The organism is Limnohabitans sp. Jir61 (genome assembly GCF_003063545.1).
Lineage (GTDB): Bacteria > Pseudomonadota > Gammaproteobacteria > Burkholderiales > Burkholderiaceae_C > Limnohabitans.
This window is the reverse complement of record NZ_NESD01000003.1, coordinates 235,087-249,277: the sequence shown is the minus strand read 5'-3', so window position 1 is coordinate 249,277 and position 14,191 is coordinate 235,087. Positions and strand designations below refer to the sequence as shown.

Below are 14,191 nucleotides of genomic sequence, written 5' to 3'. Positions count from 1 at the left end.
CGAATGAACTACACCGAATGGATCGGCTACGCCGCTGCCAGCCTGACCACCGCGAGCTTTGTGCCGCAAGCGTGGTTGACCTTCAAGACGCGCGACGTGAGCGGCATTTCTTTGGGGATGTACAGCGCGTTCACGCTGGGTATTGCACTGTGGCTGGCCTACGGCTTGCTAATCGAAGCCTGGCCTGTGGTGATTGCCAACGTGATTACGCTGGTGTTGGCAGCCAGTATTTTGGCGATGCGCTTGCGCTTTGGGCGCAAGGCATCAGCCGCTGATTAACGCCAGCCGCTGGCCGTGGCGTTGTAAAGAAAACTCGCCACCCATTGATTGCCTACGGGCGTTAAATTTAAGTTGTCGGCAAACAGCGTGGTTGCAACTGTCGTGTCATCACCCGAAGCCATAGCGCAACCGGTTAAGGTTGTTGGACTTGAACAATATGGAACTTGAGTGCTGGTCGTGAACTGACCGTAGGGTGTCGTGTAGGTGTAGGTGTTGAAGTTGGAAGAAAGTCCTGTGGCATTTGTAAAAATCACTGGATTTTTAGCGTAACCACCACCTCGAACCAGCGCTTGAAGCTGCGTCAATTCTTCGTTAACAAAAGTCACTGTTTTGCCGGCGTATGTGCCAGCTGCACGACCGAATGGCGTATAGGCAATATCCAAAGGCTGCATGATTAACACATGTTTTGCATTGGCATCCAGCAATCTGCGTACTTGCCCAGTGAGTGCTGCTACGGTTGTCACAGCATCCAAATTCCCTTTGATGTCACGCGTACCTGCAGTGATGATTATCAAATCTTTATCAGTGAAGGTGCCTACGTCTGCCAACACACGATCCACTTGTTCGGTCAATGATGCGTCCGCAGCACCCGTACCACTGATCAGCGAATCACCCATGGCATAACTGAAAACGCCTGTTGCTGGAAGGCTTGCACGGGGTGTGCGAATCGCAGTGCCCGCGGAGCCCACGCCAAACAAAGCGGCCACTTGCTCCACCACCGTTTGCACCGTCGATGTACCAGTTACCGTAAATGCCGCACCTGGCGACAAGCCCACATCGTTGTAAGCATCGCCCAATCCAATCACGCGGTTAGGCGTGAAGGGATCGACCGTTTTGCTAGACCCGCAAGCAAAGAGAGCTGCACCCAGTGCAACAGTGCATACAACTTTAAACAGACGACTAAACATTGATTTCATCACAGGCTCTCTTTTGAGTACCACGTTAGTTTAACGAGTTGGCGCAGAAGCACGCGTTAAGCGGTCTTGTACGCCCTCCCATTCCGGCAATTGGGGTGGCGCTTCGACCCAAATATGGGCTACACCTTGGGCATCGAAGCTGCGAAGTTGGGCAAACAACTGGTGCGCGCACTCGGCCGCCAGTTGCGGCATGGCTTCGCATATGAACGCGGCAGCACTGGCGATTGGCACTTGAACTTGGCTACGCGACCACACCGCAACTGTGCCTACGGTATGACTCATCGCGTTTGCACTTGAATACGCGTCGATGGCTTTTTGCAATCCTGCTGCGGTCATCAGCTGCACCTTGGCAGCTGGCGCGTAATGCGACTCCAAAGTGCCTGAGGCACGAGGCGCATTGGCATCAGGCTCGTTGGGTGTGATGACCGTCACACCACACGCATCGCTCAGTTGCTGAGGCGTCAGCACACCAGGGCGTAACAACACAGGTGCAGCACGTGTGCAGTCAACGATGGTGGACTCAATGCCTACATCGCACGCACCGCCATCGAGGATGAGCAAGCCTTCGCCGAACTCTCCAGCCACATGCTCGGCGGTGGTGGGGCTGACGCGGCCAAACAAATTGGCGCTGGGTGCAGCCACGCCAAACACGCCCAAAGCTTCAGCGCTTTTCAACACAGCTAGCGCCACTGGGTGTGAGGGGCAACGCAAGCCCGCCGAGTTTTGTCCGCCTGCGGCCACAGCTGCCACCTCGGGTCGACGCGGCAAGATGAGCGTCAAAGGGCCGGGCCAAAACGCATCAATGAGCTTTTTCGCAAAGTCCGGTACATGGCTGGCAAAGCGTTGCACGCCTTGCGCGCTGGCCACATGCACGATGAGCGGGTGATTAGCAGGGCGACCTTTGGCTTCAAAGATTTTGGCGACTGCGGCGTCGTTGCCTGCGTCTGCGGCCAAGCCGTAGACGGTTTCGGTCGGCAAACCCAACAGCTCACCGCGCTGCAAAGCTTGTGCAGCAACAGCGATGGATTGAGGAGACTGACCGTCAAGAATCATGGGGCAAGTACGTCGTCGTTTGATACGTTGGTGCAATCGGTATGACGCCGTTAAAACGGCGCGATACCCAGAATAGCAGCCGCTTGCAAAGCCACAACACTTGCGGCTTCTGGCGTAGCCGCGGTGACGTTGAGGTGGCCCATCTTGCGGCCCACGCGCGCTTCGCGTTTGCCGTACAGATGCAAATGTGTGCCGGGTAGCGCCAGCACTTGTTGCCATGCGGGCTCGACTTGCTCAGCATTCGCATTTGCAAACCACAAATCACCCAACAAATTCAGCATGACCGCGGGGCTGTGCAAACGCGGCTGCGTCAAAGGCAAATCGGCCATGGTGCGCACTTGCAGTTCAAACTGCGACACATCGCAAGCGTCTTGGCTGTAGTGGCCGCTGTTGTGCGGGCGAGGGGCAATTTCGTTGACGACTAACGAACCATCAGCCAACACAAAAAACTCCACGCACAACACGCCCACATAGTTCAGCTCTTGCGCCACAGCTTTTGCGGCGGTGATGGCTTGGTTGGCCAAGGCTTCAGGCACGTTGCCAGCAAACACCTCGGTCACGGCCAAGATGCCATCACGGTGCAAGTTGCGTTGCACGGGCAAGTTCACCATCTCGCCATCGCGGCCACGCGCCACGATGACCGAGCATTCGCTAGCCAAGGGCAACATTTTTTCGAGCACACAAGGCACGCTTCCAAGCTTGGCCCAACCGGCGTTGAGCTCGTCACGCGTAGTCACGCGCAACTGGCCTTTGCCGTCGTAGCCCATGCGAGAGGTTTTCAAAATGCCGGGCAGCAAGTGGTCGTTCACGGCGGCGAGTTGCTCTGCCGTGTCAATCACCGCATGCGGAGCCACAGGCACGCCACATTTCACAAAATGGGCTTTCTCGCGCGCACGGTCTTGCGCCACGGCCACGGCAGATGCGGCAGGTGACACAGGCAGCGTGGCTGCGAGTTGCGCCAGCGCGTCGGCGGGCACGTTCTCAAACTCGGTGGTTACCGCTTGGCACACAGTGGCAAGTTGCTTCAAGCCTGCGAGGTCTAAGTAATCGGTGTGGATGTGGTGATGGCTCACCAAGCCTGCGGGGCTATGCGCATCGGGGTCTAGCACCGCGGTGTTGTAGCCCATGCGCTGCGCCACATGCGCCCACATACGACCCAACTGACCACCGCCCAACACGCCCAAGGTGGAGCCGGGCAGCAAAGGCTTTAGCGTTTGACTCATACGGGAGGCAAAGTCATGTTGCGCGCCACTTCGGTTTGCGCCACACGGAAGGCCTGCAGCTTCTCGGCCAAAACGGCATCGGTCGATGCCAGCAAAGCCACCGCAAACAAAGCTGCGTTGGCAGCACCCGCATTGCCAATAGCGAAGGTAGCCACCGGAATCCCTTTGGGCATTTGCACAATGCTGTGCAAAGAGTCCACACCTTGTAAATGCTTGCTCGCCACCGGCACTCCCAGCACGGGCACGATGGTTTTGGCAGCAATCATGCCGGGTAAGTGGGCTGCACCGCCCGCACCTGCGATGATGGCGCGCAGGCCACGGCCTTGCGAGCTTTCAGCGTAGGCAAACATGTCATCGGGCATGCGGTGGGCTGAAACGACGCGGGTTTCAAAAGAGACGCCAAATTCTTGGAGAATCTGGGCTGCATGTTGCATGGTGTCCCAATCGGAATTGGAACCCATGACGACACCGACTTGGCACTGGGTCATGATGTGGCTGTGTGTGAGCAAAAACGAATTTTAAGACGGGACCCCCATGATTGATGTGACGATGGAAAATTTCGAGGCCGATGTGATTGGCGCCTCACAAACCACCCCTGTGCTGGTGGACTTCTGGGCCGACTGGTGCGCCCCGTGTAAATCACTCGGCCCCGTCCTCGAAAAGCTAGAAGCTGACTACCAAGGCCGCTTTAAGCTGGTCAAAATCAACGCTGACACCGAGCAACAGCTGGCCGGTGCGTTTGGCGTGAAGAGCCTACCCACCTGCATCTTGCTCATGGACGGTCGCCCTGTGGACGGCTTCATGGGTGCGTTGCCAGAAGGCAAGGTGCGCGAATTCTTAGACAAGCATTTGCCATCCGACAACGAAGTGGCTGCACAGGCCGATGCCCAAGAGGCCGAGCAACTCATCAACGCGGGAGATGCACAAGCCGCCATCGCCAAGCTGCAAGAGGCTTTGAGCCTCAACACCGCTGACGACGAAACCCGTTACAACTTGGTCAAGTTGTTGATTTCGGTGGGCGAGCTAGAAGAAGCGCAAGCAGCACTGGCACCTAAGCTGACCGAAATCCCACTGCAACTGCGCTTTGATGCGCTCAACTACTGGCTGCAAGCCTTGGTGTTTGTGTCCACTGACCCACGCGCCGAGTGGACCTTTGAGCAGTTCGAAGCCGCCATCGCCCAAAACAAACGCGACTTCGACACCCGCTTGGCCAAAGCCCGCGTGCTGATAGCCGCCGAATTGTTTGAAGCCGCGATGGACGAGTTGCTGGAAATCATCATGCGCGACAAGACGTGGAACAACGACGTGGCGCGCAAGACCTATGTGTCCATCTTGGAGCTGATGACACCTCCCAAGCCCAAAACGGACGATGCCGCCTTCGGCAAATCCGCAGGCGGCATCGAGTTAACCGGCAAAGCTGCGGTGCAAGAAGACCCCGTGTTGGAGTTGATCTCTCGCTACCGCCGCAAGCTCAGCATGGCGCTGAACTGAGGTTTCAGTCCTTCAACCGATCCCAAGCCTCTTGGTACTTGGCGGCGGTTTGGGCAATCACCTCTTGCGGCAAATGCGGCGCAGGCGGTGATTTGCTCCAAGGCTTACCTTGCACTTGGGCTGTCTCCAGCCAATCGCGCAAGAACTGCTTGTCGTAGCTCGGTGGGTTCACGCCTTCTTTGAAGCTTTGCGCGTAGCTATCCGCTGGCCAGTAGCGTGAAGAATCAGGTGTGAGCACCTCGTCCATCAAGACCAAGTCGTTGTTGGCATCCAAACCAAACTCAAACTTCGTGTCGGCAATGATGATGCCCTTGGCTGCAGCCACATCACGCGCGGTTTCGTACAAGGCGATGCTGACGGTTTTGATCTTCTCGGCCAAGCCACTGCCAATCATCTCCACCACTTGTTCGTAAGTGATGTTCTCGTCGTGGTCACCCACGGCCGCTTTGGCGGCTGGTGTGAAGATGGGCTCTGGCAATTTGCTGGCGTTCTTCAAACCTTTGGGCAGCTTGACGCCGCACACCGCTTGGTTCTCTTGGTATTCCTGCCAGCCGCTGCCTGCCAAGTAGCCGCGCACCACTGCTTCCACAGGGATGGGCTTCAAGCGTTTAACCAACATCGAGCGACCAATGACCTGACCCACTTCGTCCGCACTCACCACGCTCTCAGGCGCTTCACCCGTCAAGTGGTTGGGGCAAATATGACCGAGTTTCTTGAACCAAAACAAAGCCATCTGGGTGAGCAACTCGCCCTTGCCCGGAATGGCTTCGCCCATGATGACGTCAAACGCGCTGATGCGGTCTGAGGCCACCATCAAGATGCGGTCGTCGCCCACGGCATAGTTGTCGCGCACTTTGCCGCGTGCGAGCAAAGGCAAAGAAGTGAGCGCAGAGGTGTGCAGAGCTGTCATGTATTACTTCACCAACTGAGCGAGTTCGCCCTTGGCGTACTTGGCAGCCACTACAGAGAGGCTGTCGCCCTTGACCTTTGCACCTTGGCCTTCGCAACCGAATTCCAAATAGCGTTGTTTGCAAATGTTCATCGCAGCTTCGCGGGCAGGCTTGAGCCATTCGCGGGCGTCGAATTTTTCTGGGTTCTCAAACATGAACTTGCGAGCCGCAGCTGTCATGGCCAAACGGATGTCGGTGTCAATGTTGACCTTGCGCACGCCGTGCTTGATGGCTTCTTGAATTTCAGACACGGGCACGCCAAACGTCGTTTTCATCTTGCCGCCGTATTGGTTGATGATGGCCAACAGGTCTTGCGGCACGCTACTAGAGCCGTGCATGACCAAGTGGGTGTTGGGAATGCGCGCGTGAATTTCTTTGACGCGGCTGATGGCCAAGATGTCGCCGGTGGGCTCGCGTGTGAACTTGTATGCGCCGTGGCTGGTACCGATGGCAATGGCCAACGCATCGAGCTGCGTGGCTTTGACAAACTGCGCGGCTTCTTCTGGGTCGGTCAACATTTGGCTGTGGTCGAGTTTGCCTACGGCGCCAATGCCGTCTTCTTCACCGGCTTCGCCAGTTTCCAAATTGCCCAAGCAACCCAATTCACCTTCAACAGACACGCCCACTTTGTGCGCCATGGCCACCACTTGTTGGGTGACTTGCACGTTGTACTCAAAGCTAGAAGGCGTTTTGCCGTCTTCCATCAATGAGCCGTCCATCATGACGGAGCCAAAGCCAAGGTCAATCGCGCCTTGGCAAATCTTGGGCGATGTGCCGTGGTCTTGGTGCATGACCAAAGGAATGTGTGGGTAGGCTTCGGTGGCGGCTTGGATCAAATGCTTGATGAACGGCTCACCCGCGTATTTGCGTGCGCCAGCACTGGCTTGCAAGATCACAGGCGCGCCCACAGCGTCAGCAGCCATCATCACGGCTTGCACTTGCTCCAAGTTATTGACGTTGAAAGCTGGAATGCCGTAACCGTGCTCTGCAGCGTGGTCCAGAAGTTCGCGCATTGATACGAGTGCCATGGGGAAATCCTCAAAAATTAAAAACTGATGTAACTGCTGCCAATTTTAAAGGCCGCAGCATCGCACCCAGCTGACAGGCGCTAGAGCGCGCCAGCTGTGCATCTATGCGGAAAGCGTGCTTAACGGACTTCGCAAATGCGCAGCATGTTCGTGCCGCCTGGCGTACCCATCGGGTCGCCACAGGTGATGGCGTACACATCGCCCGCATCCACAATGCCGCGCAACTTTAGATGCGCTTCTGCTTGGGCTAGGGCCGTATCGCGGTCAGCGCTGGTGTCCATCAACAAGGGGCGCACGTTGCGGAACAAGGCCATGCGGCGTTGCGACGCCACTTTGGTGGTCACGGCGTAGATGGGGATGTGAATGCGATGACGGCTCATCCACAGCGCGGTGGAGCCAGACTCGGTCAAGGCCACGATGGCTTTGGCGCCCAAGTGGTGCGCGGTAAATAAAGCGCCCATCGCAATGGTTTGGTCAATGCGGTTGAAGGTTTGGCCTTTGAAATCGGCGTCCAGTTCCACATCTTCAGCGGCTTCGGCAGCCTCGCAAATTTTGGACATTTCTTGCACGGTTTCCAGCGGGTACTTGCCTGCCGCCGTTTCGGCGCTGAGCATCACGGCATCTGTGCCGTCAATCACGGCATTGGCCACGTCACTCACTTCGGCGCGTGTGGGCACGGGGTTGGTGATCATGCTTTCCATCATTTGCGTCGCGGTGATCACCACTTTGTCGTGCTGACGCGCCAGCTTGATCATGCGTTTTTGCAGCGCGGGCACAGCAGCGTTGCCCACTTCCACGGCCAAGTCGCCACGCGCCACCATGATGCCGTCGCTGGCACGCAAAATTTCGTCGAGCAGCGGGATGGCCTCGGCGCGTTCAATCTTGGCAATCAAGCCCGGCTTGTGTTTGTACTCAGCGCCAGCCACGTTGGCCAGTTGGCGCGCCATTTCCATGTCGGTCGCGTTTTTGGGGAAGCTCACTGCGAGGTAATCCGCTTGGAAGCTCATCGCGGTTTTGATGTCTTCCATGTCTTTGCCCGTCAGGGCTGGTGCTGTCAAGCCGCCACCTTGTTTGTTGATGCCTTTGTTGTTGGACAACTCGCCACCCACCTTGACGGTGGTGTGCACTTGCTCACCGCGCACGGCTTCGACGGTCAACACAATCAAACCGTCGTTGAGCAACAGCAAGTCGCCAGGCTTCACATCGCGGGGCAGCTCTTTGTAGTCCAAGCCCACGCCTTGCAAATCACCGGGCTCGGTGCGTGAGGCATCAAGCACAAACTTCGCGCCGTTCTCGAGCATGACCTTGCCATCGACAAACTTGCCAACTCGGATTTTTGGCCCTTGCAAGTCGGCCATGATGGCCACTTCGCGGCCTGCACGGGCGGCGGCCTCGCGCACGAGTCGAGCGCGGTCAATATGGTCTTGGGCTTTGCCGTGGCTGAAATTCAGTCGCACCACATTCACGCCAGCGCGGATCATGGCCTCTAGCAATGCGGGGTCGCTGGAAGCGGGGCCTAAAGTGGCAACGATTTTGGTGGCGTGACGGGCCATATTGATGTCTCCTGTTGGTTTTTTGTTTGTTTGATTCTGACACGCTTAATGGGGAAGTTTTCGTTGGTTTTCAACGCACCGACGCTAGCAAACGAATTCTTTATGTCTCTTTTATGACCTATGGCCTTGGCTCAGCAACGGGTAAACACCCACTTTTTATGCGTATGCGACGATAATCGGGGAAGTAATTGATGCAAATCAGTGCACATCTGCACCGACCACCTAAGATTCATTTTCTATGACCACACATATCCAACCTATCCTCCCCGGCGAACCCATGCCACACCGCAAAGTCATGCGCGAGTGGTTGATCCCTTTGGCTGAGCGCACCACCGTGCTCGCCATCGTGATGCTCGTCGTTGACTACGTTCTGTGGGCCGCCCTGATGGCTGGCACCGTGTATTTCGACGCTTGGTGGGCCAAGCTCCTGAGCGGCTGCGCTGCTGGCTTCGTGATTGGCCGTCTGTTCATCATCGGCCACGACGCTTGCCACCAAAGCCTCACACCGCACCGCAACCTCAACAAGTGGTTGGGCCGCATCGCTTTCTTGCCTTCGTTGACCGCCTACAGCTTGTGGGACATCGGCCACAACGTGGTGCACCACGGCTACACCAACCTCAAAAACTTTGACTTCGTCTGGGCCCCTTACACCCCCGAAGAGTACGCAGCCTTGAGCACAGGTGCCAAACTCAAAGACCGCATCTACCGCAGCGGCTGGGCACCTGGCCTGTACTACATGATCGAAATCTGGTGGAACAAGATGGTGTTCCCCAACGAAAAGAACATGCCTACACGCCGTCCCATCTTCATCAAAGACTGCTTGCTCATCACCGCCTTTGGCGCGGCTTGGATGGCTGCCATGGTGTGGGCAGCGATTGCCACTGAACAAACCATTGGCTACATCTTGTTGATGGGTGTGGCTGTGCCCTTCTTCTTCTGGGTGACCATGATTGGGTTCGTGGTGTACGTGCACCACACCCATGTGGACGTGTCTTGGCACGAAGAGCGCACAGGTTGGTCAAAGGCTTCGCCTTTTGTGTCCACCACTGTGCACTTGACCTTCCCATTCAACATCGGCTCGCTGATGCACCACATCATGGAGCACACCGCTCACCACTTGGACATGAGCATCCCTCTGTACAAGCTCAAGCAAGCGCAAAGCAAACTCGAAGAGTTGCTGCCAGAACGCATCATCGTTCAGCCTTTCTCTTGGAGCTGGTATGTGCAAACCGCTCGCGACTGCAAGCTGTATGACTTCAAGACCGACAGCTGGACCACGTATGACGGCAAGGTCACCAGCCCTCGCGCTATGAAAGCCGCTTAAGTTTTTAACCTTTCAAAGCCCCGCAAGTTCACACGAATTTGCGGGGCTTTTTCTTGTACGCTTCACACCCATGAAACGCCTTGTTTTACTTTTGCTCTTGCTCGCATGTGCCGCCGCTCAGGCCATGTGGGTGACGGTCACGCGCAACGAAGTGGCTACTGTCTACATCGACTCCATGTCCATCCAAAAAATGGGCTACAACCGCCGCGTGTGGGTGGTGTACGACCTGAATGCACCCGACGCCACTGGCCAACAATCGGTCAAGTCCCACATTGACTACGACTGCACCGAAGGCAAATACAAAACCCTCAGCGCCAGCAGCCACCCCAACAAAATGGGCAACGGCCCCGCCATCAAAGCCCTGCCCGTGCCCGAGGGCTGGCGACCCATCAGCCAAGACAGCATGAGCCGACAGTTATTTTCGTTTGCGTGTGCTTGGTGAGGCTAATGAGCGCAAACCTGTTCGCCCGTTGATTCGCGTTTGTAGCAATTCATAAGCGGTTTGGTTTCTACGCTGTTCAATCGGGGGGGTAGCGGCGCATAGCGCTCTTTCATTTGCTTCTCCCACTCTTGCCCTTGTGCTTTTTGCTGCACCTGACAGTCTTGAATTGCCACATGATTAGGCAAAGTCACGCAGTTCATAGGCGAACCAATTGGATATGGTTGCAACGTTTGAGCCCAGATCGTGAGCGGAAAAAGTACAAGCCCAGCGGAAACAAAATTGAATATGAATCGCATCTTCAACACCACAAATGAAAACACGGGCCATGATGCCCGTGTTACTTGATTGTTCGTTGAGTTGAACTCTAATTATGAACAGTATCAGCCCGCAGCGCGCTTGGTCAAAATTTCAAACGCAGGCAAGGTCTTGCCTTCGAGCACTTCCAAGAAGGCACCGCCGCCGGTAGAGATGTAACCCACTTGCTTTTCAATGCCGTACTTGGCAATGGCTGCCAAAGTGTCGCCGCCGCCGGCGATGCTGAAGGCGCTAGATTCGGCAATGGCATGCGCAATGGTCTTCGTACCGTTCTCAAACGCGGCGAATTCAAACACGCCTACAGGGCCGTTCCACACAATCGTGCCGGCTTTCATCAGTTGCTCGGCCAACTTGGCTGCGGTCTCTGGGCCGATATCCAAGATCATGTCGTCGTCGGCTACGTCTGTGGCTTTCTTCACAGTGGCCACTGCGTCAGCAGCGAATGTTTTGGCAGTCACCACGTCGGTCGGGATTGGCACTTCTGCGCCGCGTGCCTTCATGATGTCGATCACGGCTTTGGCTTCGTCCACCAAGTCGTGCTCGGCCAAGCTCTTGCCGATGTTCAGGCCTGCGGCCAGCATGAAGGTGTTGGCAATGCCACCGCCCACGATGAGCTGGTCCACGTTGTTGGCCAAGCTCTTAAGGATGGTCAGCTTGGTAGACACCTTGCTGCCCGCCACGATGGCAGCCAGTGGTCGTTTGGGGTTGGCCAAGGCCTTGGTGATGGCGTCAATCTCAGCGGCTAACAACGGACCTGCGCAGGCCACGGGCGCATATTGCGCGATGCCGTAGGTTGTGCCTTCAGCGCGGTGCGAGGTACCGAATGCGTCGTGCACAAAAATGTCGCACAGCGCGCCCAACTTGCGGGCTAATTCGTCGTTGTTCTTTTTCTCGCCTTTGTTCACGCGGCAGTTTTCCAGCAGTACCACATGGCCGGGCTCAACCTTGACGCCGTCCACCCAATTGGCCACCAGCGGCACATCGCGGCCCAGCAACTCGCCCAAACGCTTAGCCACAGGCGCCAATGAATCTTCAGGTTTGAACTCGCCCTCAGTGGGTCGGCCTAAGTGAGACGTGACCATCACAGCTGCACCGGCTTTGAGCGCCATCTCGATGGCGGGCACAGAGGCGCGCACGCGGGTGTCTTCGGTGATGTGGCCTGCGTCGTCTTGCGGCACGTTGAGGTCGGCGCGGATGAAAACACGTTTGCCTTTGGCCGAGCCGTTGGCACACAAATCAGAGAAGCGAATGACGTTCATATTGAGCTGGTGATGAGAATGACAAAACCCCTATTCTAAAGTTTGGCCATTGCGCAACCTGAAGCACCTCACATCACCGCACCCAACTGCCAAGGCACGAATTCGTTTTGCCCGTAGCCATGCTGTTCGCTCTTTGTTTTTATGCCGGAGGCTGTGTCGATCATCATTTCGAAAATGCGCTCGCCCGCTTGCTGAACAGTTTCTGAGCCATCCACCACGCCACCGCAATTGATGTCCATGTCGTCCTCTTGGCGCTGCCACAAGGCTGTATTGGTGGCCAGCTTGAGCGATGGGCTTGGTGCACAGCCATAGGCAGAACCTCGACCAGTGGTGAAGCAAATGAGGTTTGCGCCGCCCGCCACTTGGCCCGTGGCAGACACGGGGTCATAGCCGGGCGTGTCCATGTAAACAAACCCACGTGCCGTGACCGGTTGTGCAAATTCGACCACGTCCACCAAATTGGTGGTGCCACTTTTGGCAATCGCGCCCAAGCTTTTTTCAAGGATGGTGGTCAAGCCGCCAGCCTTGTTACCGGCTGAGGGGTTGTTGTCCATTTGCATGTGGTTGCGCTCGGTATACGCCTCCCACCAGGCAATGCGCGCCAGCAGCTTGTCGGCCACTTCTGTGCTCACCGCACGGCGCGTGAGCAAATGTTCGCCGCCATAAATTTCAGGCGTCTCTGAGAGCACCGCGGTGCCGCCATGTCGCACCAATAAATCGACAGCCGCCCCCAGCGCTGGGTTAGCACTGATGCCCGAATAACCATCGCTGCCGCCGCATTGCAAGCCCACGGTGAGGTGACTCAAAGGCACAGGCTCGCGCTTGACTTGGTTAGCGTCTGGCAACAAGGCTTGAATCAAGGCCACGCCTTTTTCCACCGTCTTGCGTGTGCCACCTGTGTCTTGAATGTTGAAGGTCACCAGCTTGACGCCTTCTTGCAAACCCTCTTGCGCCACCAAACCTTGAATTTGATTGGTTTCACAACCCAAGCCGACCACCAATATGGCCGCAAAGTTTGGATGCTTGGCATAGCCACCTAGCGTGCGACGCAACACCTGCAACTCCTCACCATCACTGGCCGTCGCACAACCCATGCCGTGGGTCAAGGCCACCACACCGTCGACATTGGGGTAGTCGGCCAAAGCCTCGGGATGCACATCACGCCGAAAGTGATCAGCAATAGCGCGTGCCGCTGTGGCCGAGCAATTCACCGAAGTCAAGATACCAATGTAGTTGCGGGTGGCCACGCGGCCATCGGCACGCACAATGCCCTCAAACGTGCGAGGCTCGGCCACATACGCCGTGGCTTGCGCGGCCGCACCGGGCGCATGTTCGCGCGCGAAATCGCTGAAGGCCAAGTTGTGGGTGTGCACATGCTGGCCCGCCGCAATGGGTTGCGTGGCCATGCCAATGATTTGGCCGTAGCGTCGCACGGGCTCGCCTTGGGCAATGTCCGTCGTGGCCACTTTGTGGCCAGGCGGGACCAAGCCCAAGACGGTGACGCCTTCGCTGGCCAACACCGTGCCGCCTAAAAGTTGTTGGCGCGCAATGACCACGTTGTCATGCGCGTGAATGCGAATGACGGGCGACATCAGTTTGACCAACCACCGTCAATGATTTGCGAAGTGCCCGTGGTGAAGCTTGATTCATCACTGGCCAAGTACACCGCCAGCGATGCAATTTCATCCACACGACCCACACGCCCCATGGGCTGACGCGCCACAAAGGCGGCTTCGACTTGCGCAATGGTTTGACCACTGGCCTTGGCTTGGGCCGCAATGCGGTCACGTAATGAAGGCGACTCCACTGTGCCAGGGCAAATCGCGTTGCAACGCACGCCCGTGGTGATGTAGTCAGCCGCCACGGCCTTGGTCAAACCAATGATGGCGGCTTTGGTGGTGCCATACACGAAACGGTTGGGCGCACCTTTGATGCTGCCTGCCACTGAGGCGACGTTGATGATGGAGCCCTTGCCCTTTTTCAACATGCCAGGCAAAAAGGTTTGAATCATGCGGAATTGAGAGCGCACGTTCAAGTTGAACGCAAAGTCCCACTCGGCTTCGGTGCAATCGAGCACTGTGCCTGCATGCACAAAACCTGCGCCGTTGAACAGCACATCAATCTCGCCATGCTTGGCATGTGCGGCTTGGATGGCCGCAGGGTTGGTCACATCCAGCACATCAATCGCACAGCCGCACTCTTGCTTGAGCGACTCCAGTGCAGCCGAATTCACATCGGTGGCAATCACGTGAGCACCTTCGCGCACAAAGGCCAGCGCGGTGGCACGGCCAATGCCTTGTCCAGCGGCGGTGACGAGGGCGGTTTTTCCTGCTAATCGTTGGGTCATGTTTGTCTCT

General features: G+C 56.8%; 15 protein-coding genes. 4 read left to right on the top strand and 11 right to left on the bottom strand.

Annotated elements, in window-relative coordinates:
* Positions 1-3: 3 nt before the first annotated feature.
* The gene (locus tag B9Z35_RS11015; protein ID WP_108283745.1) at positions 4-279 is read left to right on the top strand and encodes a SemiSWEET transporter; all 276 of its coding nucleotides are present in this window, start codon (positions 4-6) and stop codon (positions 277-279) included.
* On the opposite strand, the gene B9Z35_RS11010 is transcribed toward B9Z35_RS11015, so the two are convergent.
* From B9Z35_RS11010 to purE, 4 genes are read right to left on the bottom strand one after another with little or no spacing between them, the layout of a single operon-like run.
* Positions 276-1,196 carry a hypothetical protein gene (locus tag B9Z35_RS11010; protein ID WP_146178988.1) on the bottom strand — a complete coding sequence of 307 codons (921 nt, stop codon included), beginning with the start codon at positions 1,194-1,196 and terminating at the stop codon, positions 276-278. The two genes, B9Z35_RS11015 and B9Z35_RS11010, sit on opposite strands and share 4 nt — an antisense overlap.
* A 30-nt stretch (positions 1,197-1,226) precedes the next feature.
* Positions 1,227-2,249, bottom strand: a complete 1,023-nt coding sequence (locus B9Z35_RS11005) for an L-threonylcarbamoyladenylate synthase (RefSeq protein ID WP_108283743.1) — start codon at positions 2,247-2,249, stop codon at positions 1,227-1,229.
* Positions 2,250-2,299: 50 nt separating this feature from the next.
* Positions 2,300-3,472 (bottom strand): 5-(carboxyamino)imidazole ribonucleotide synthase, encoded by a 1,173-nt coding sequence (locus tag B9Z35_RS11000; RefSeq protein ID WP_108283742.1) that lies wholly within the window; start codon positions 3,470-3,472, stop codon positions 2,300-2,302.
* On the bottom strand, positions 3,469-3,960 hold the full coding sequence (gene purE, locus B9Z35_RS10995) for a 5-(carboxyamino)imidazole ribonucleotide mutase (protein ID WP_108283741.1): 492 nt from the start codon (positions 3,958-3,960) through the stop codon (positions 3,469-3,471). The genes B9Z35_RS11000 and purE overlap by 4 nt, the downstream gene beginning before the upstream one ends.
* 46 nt (positions 3,961-4,006) lie before the next feature.
* Here purE and trxA point away from each other — a divergent pair, with 46 nt between their 5' ends.
* On the top strand, positions 4,007-4,963 hold the full coding sequence (gene trxA, locus B9Z35_RS10990) for a thioredoxin (protein WP_108283740.1): 957 nt from the start codon (positions 4,007-4,009) through the stop codon (positions 4,961-4,963).
* A gap of 4 nt (positions 4,964-4,967) precedes the next feature.
* Here trxA and B9Z35_RS10985 read toward each other — a convergent pair whose 3' ends face one another.
* From B9Z35_RS10985 to pyk, 3 genes are all read right to left on the bottom strand, one after another.
* Entirely contained in the window at positions 4,968-5,873 is a 906-nt protein-coding gene (locus B9Z35_RS10985; protein WP_108283739.1) for a phosphoribosylaminoimidazolesuccinocarboxamide synthase, read from the bottom strand.
* Positions 5,874-5,876: 3 nt separating this feature from the next.
* Positions 5,877-6,941 carry a class II fructose-bisphosphate aldolase gene (gene fba, locus B9Z35_RS10980; protein WP_108283738.1) on the bottom strand — a complete coding sequence of 355 codons (1,065 nt, stop codon included), beginning with the start codon at positions 6,939-6,941 and terminating at the stop codon, positions 5,877-5,879.
* A gap of 119 nt (positions 6,942-7,060) precedes the next feature.
* Positions 7,061-8,494: a pyruvate kinase gene (gene pyk / locus B9Z35_RS10975; RefSeq protein WP_108283737.1), complete on the bottom strand. Its 1,434-nt coding sequence runs from the start codon at positions 8,492-8,494 to the stop codon at positions 7,061-7,063.
* Positions 8,495-8,732: 238 nt separating this feature from the next.
* Here pyk and B9Z35_RS10970 point away from each other — a divergent pair, with 238 nt between their 5' ends.
* Entirely contained in the window at positions 8,733-9,818 is a 1,086-nt protein-coding gene (locus B9Z35_RS10970; protein WP_108283736.1) for a fatty acid desaturase, read from the top strand.
* Positions 9,819-9,888: 70 nt separating this feature from the next.
* On the top strand, positions 9,889-10,260 hold the full coding sequence (locus tag B9Z35_RS10965) for a surface-adhesin E family protein (RefSeq protein ID WP_108283735.1): 372 nt from the start codon (positions 9,889-9,891) through the stop codon (positions 10,258-10,260).
* A 177-nt stretch (positions 10,261-10,437) separates the two neighbouring features.
* Here the strand turns inward: B9Z35_RS10965 and B9Z35_RS12995 are convergent, their stop codons facing one another.
* The 4 genes from B9Z35_RS12995 to B9Z35_RS10945 form a co-directional block, all read right to left on the bottom strand.
* The gene (locus tag B9Z35_RS12995; RefSeq protein ID WP_158268144.1) at positions 10,438-10,587 is read right to left on the bottom strand and encodes a hypothetical protein; all 150 of its coding nucleotides are present in this window, start codon (positions 10,585-10,587) and stop codon (positions 10,438-10,440) included.
* 53 nt (positions 10,588-10,640) lie between these two features.
* Positions 10,641-11,834 (bottom strand): phosphoglycerate kinase, encoded by a 1,194-nt coding sequence (locus tag B9Z35_RS10955; RefSeq protein ID WP_108283733.1) that lies wholly within the window; start codon positions 11,832-11,834, stop codon positions 10,641-10,643.
* Between the two features lie 68 nt (positions 11,835-11,902).
* Positions 11,903-13,426, bottom strand: a complete 1,524-nt coding sequence (locus B9Z35_RS10950) for a UxaA family hydrolase (protein ID WP_108283732.1) — start codon at positions 13,424-13,426, stop codon at positions 11,903-11,905.
* Positions 13,426-14,181 (bottom strand): SDR family oxidoreductase, encoded by a 756-nt coding sequence (locus tag B9Z35_RS10945; protein WP_108283731.1) that lies wholly within the window; start codon positions 14,179-14,181, stop codon positions 13,426-13,428. The genes B9Z35_RS10950 and B9Z35_RS10945 overlap by 1 nt, the downstream gene beginning before the upstream one ends.
* Positions 14,182-14,191 lie beyond the last annotated feature (10 nt).

What these genes read in the sequence shown, in the direction of transcription:
- B9Z35_RS11015 (WP_108283745.1), top strand. Translation starts at nt 4, where the DNA reads ATGAACTACACCGAATGGATCGGCTACGCCGCTGCCAGCCTGACCACC.
- B9Z35_RS11010 (WP_146178988.1), bottom strand. Translation starts at nt 1,196, where the DNA reads ATGAAATCAATGTTTAGTCGTCTGTTTAAAGTTGTATGCACTGTTGCA.
- B9Z35_RS11005 (WP_108283743.1), bottom strand. Translation starts at nt 2,249, where the DNA reads ATGATTCTTGACGGTCAGTCTCCTCAATCCATCGCTGTTGCTGCACAA.
- B9Z35_RS11000 (WP_108283742.1), bottom strand. Translation starts at nt 3,472, where the DNA reads ATGAGTCAAACGCTAAAGCCTTTGCTGCCCGGCTCCACCTTGGGCGTG.
- purE (WP_108283741.1), bottom strand. Translation starts at nt 3,960, where the DNA reads ATGACCCAGTGCCAAGTCGGTGTCGTCATGGGTTCCAATTCCGATTGG.
- trxA (WP_108283740.1), top strand. Translation starts at nt 4,007, where the DNA reads ATGATTGATGTGACGATGGAAAATTTCGAGGCCGATGTGATTGGCGCC.
- B9Z35_RS10985 (WP_108283739.1), bottom strand. Translation starts at nt 5,873, where the DNA reads ATGACAGCTCTGCACACCTCTGCGCTCACTTCTTTGCCTTTGCTCGCA.
- fba (WP_108283738.1), bottom strand. Translation starts at nt 6,941, where the DNA reads ATGGCACTCGTATCAATGCGCGAACTTCTGGACCACGCTGCAGAGCAC.
- pyk (WP_108283737.1), bottom strand. Translation starts at nt 8,494, where the DNA reads ATGGCCCGTCACGCCACCAAAATCGTTGCCACTTTAGGCCCCGCTTCC.
- B9Z35_RS10970 (WP_108283736.1), top strand. Translation starts at nt 8,733, where the DNA reads ATGACCACACATATCCAACCTATCCTCCCCGGCGAACCCATGCCACAC.
- B9Z35_RS10965 (WP_108283735.1), top strand. Translation starts at nt 9,889, where the DNA reads ATGAAACGCCTTGTTTTACTTTTGCTCTTGCTCGCATGTGCCGCCGCT.
- B9Z35_RS12995 (WP_158268144.1), bottom strand. Translation starts at nt 10,587, where the DNA reads ATGGCCCGTGTTTTCATTTGTGGTGTTGAAGATGCGATTCATATTCAA.
- B9Z35_RS10955 (WP_108283733.1), bottom strand. Translation starts at nt 11,834, where the DNA reads ATGAACGTCATTCGCTTCTCTGATTTGTGTGCCAACGGCTCGGCCAAA.
- B9Z35_RS10950 (WP_108283732.1), bottom strand. Translation starts at nt 13,426, where the DNA reads ATGTCGCCCGTCATTCGCATTCACGCGCATGACAACGTGGTCATTGCG.
- B9Z35_RS10945 (WP_108283731.1), bottom strand. Translation starts at nt 14,181, where the DNA reads ATGACCCAACGATTAGCAGGAAAAACCGCCCTCGTCACCGCCGCTGGA.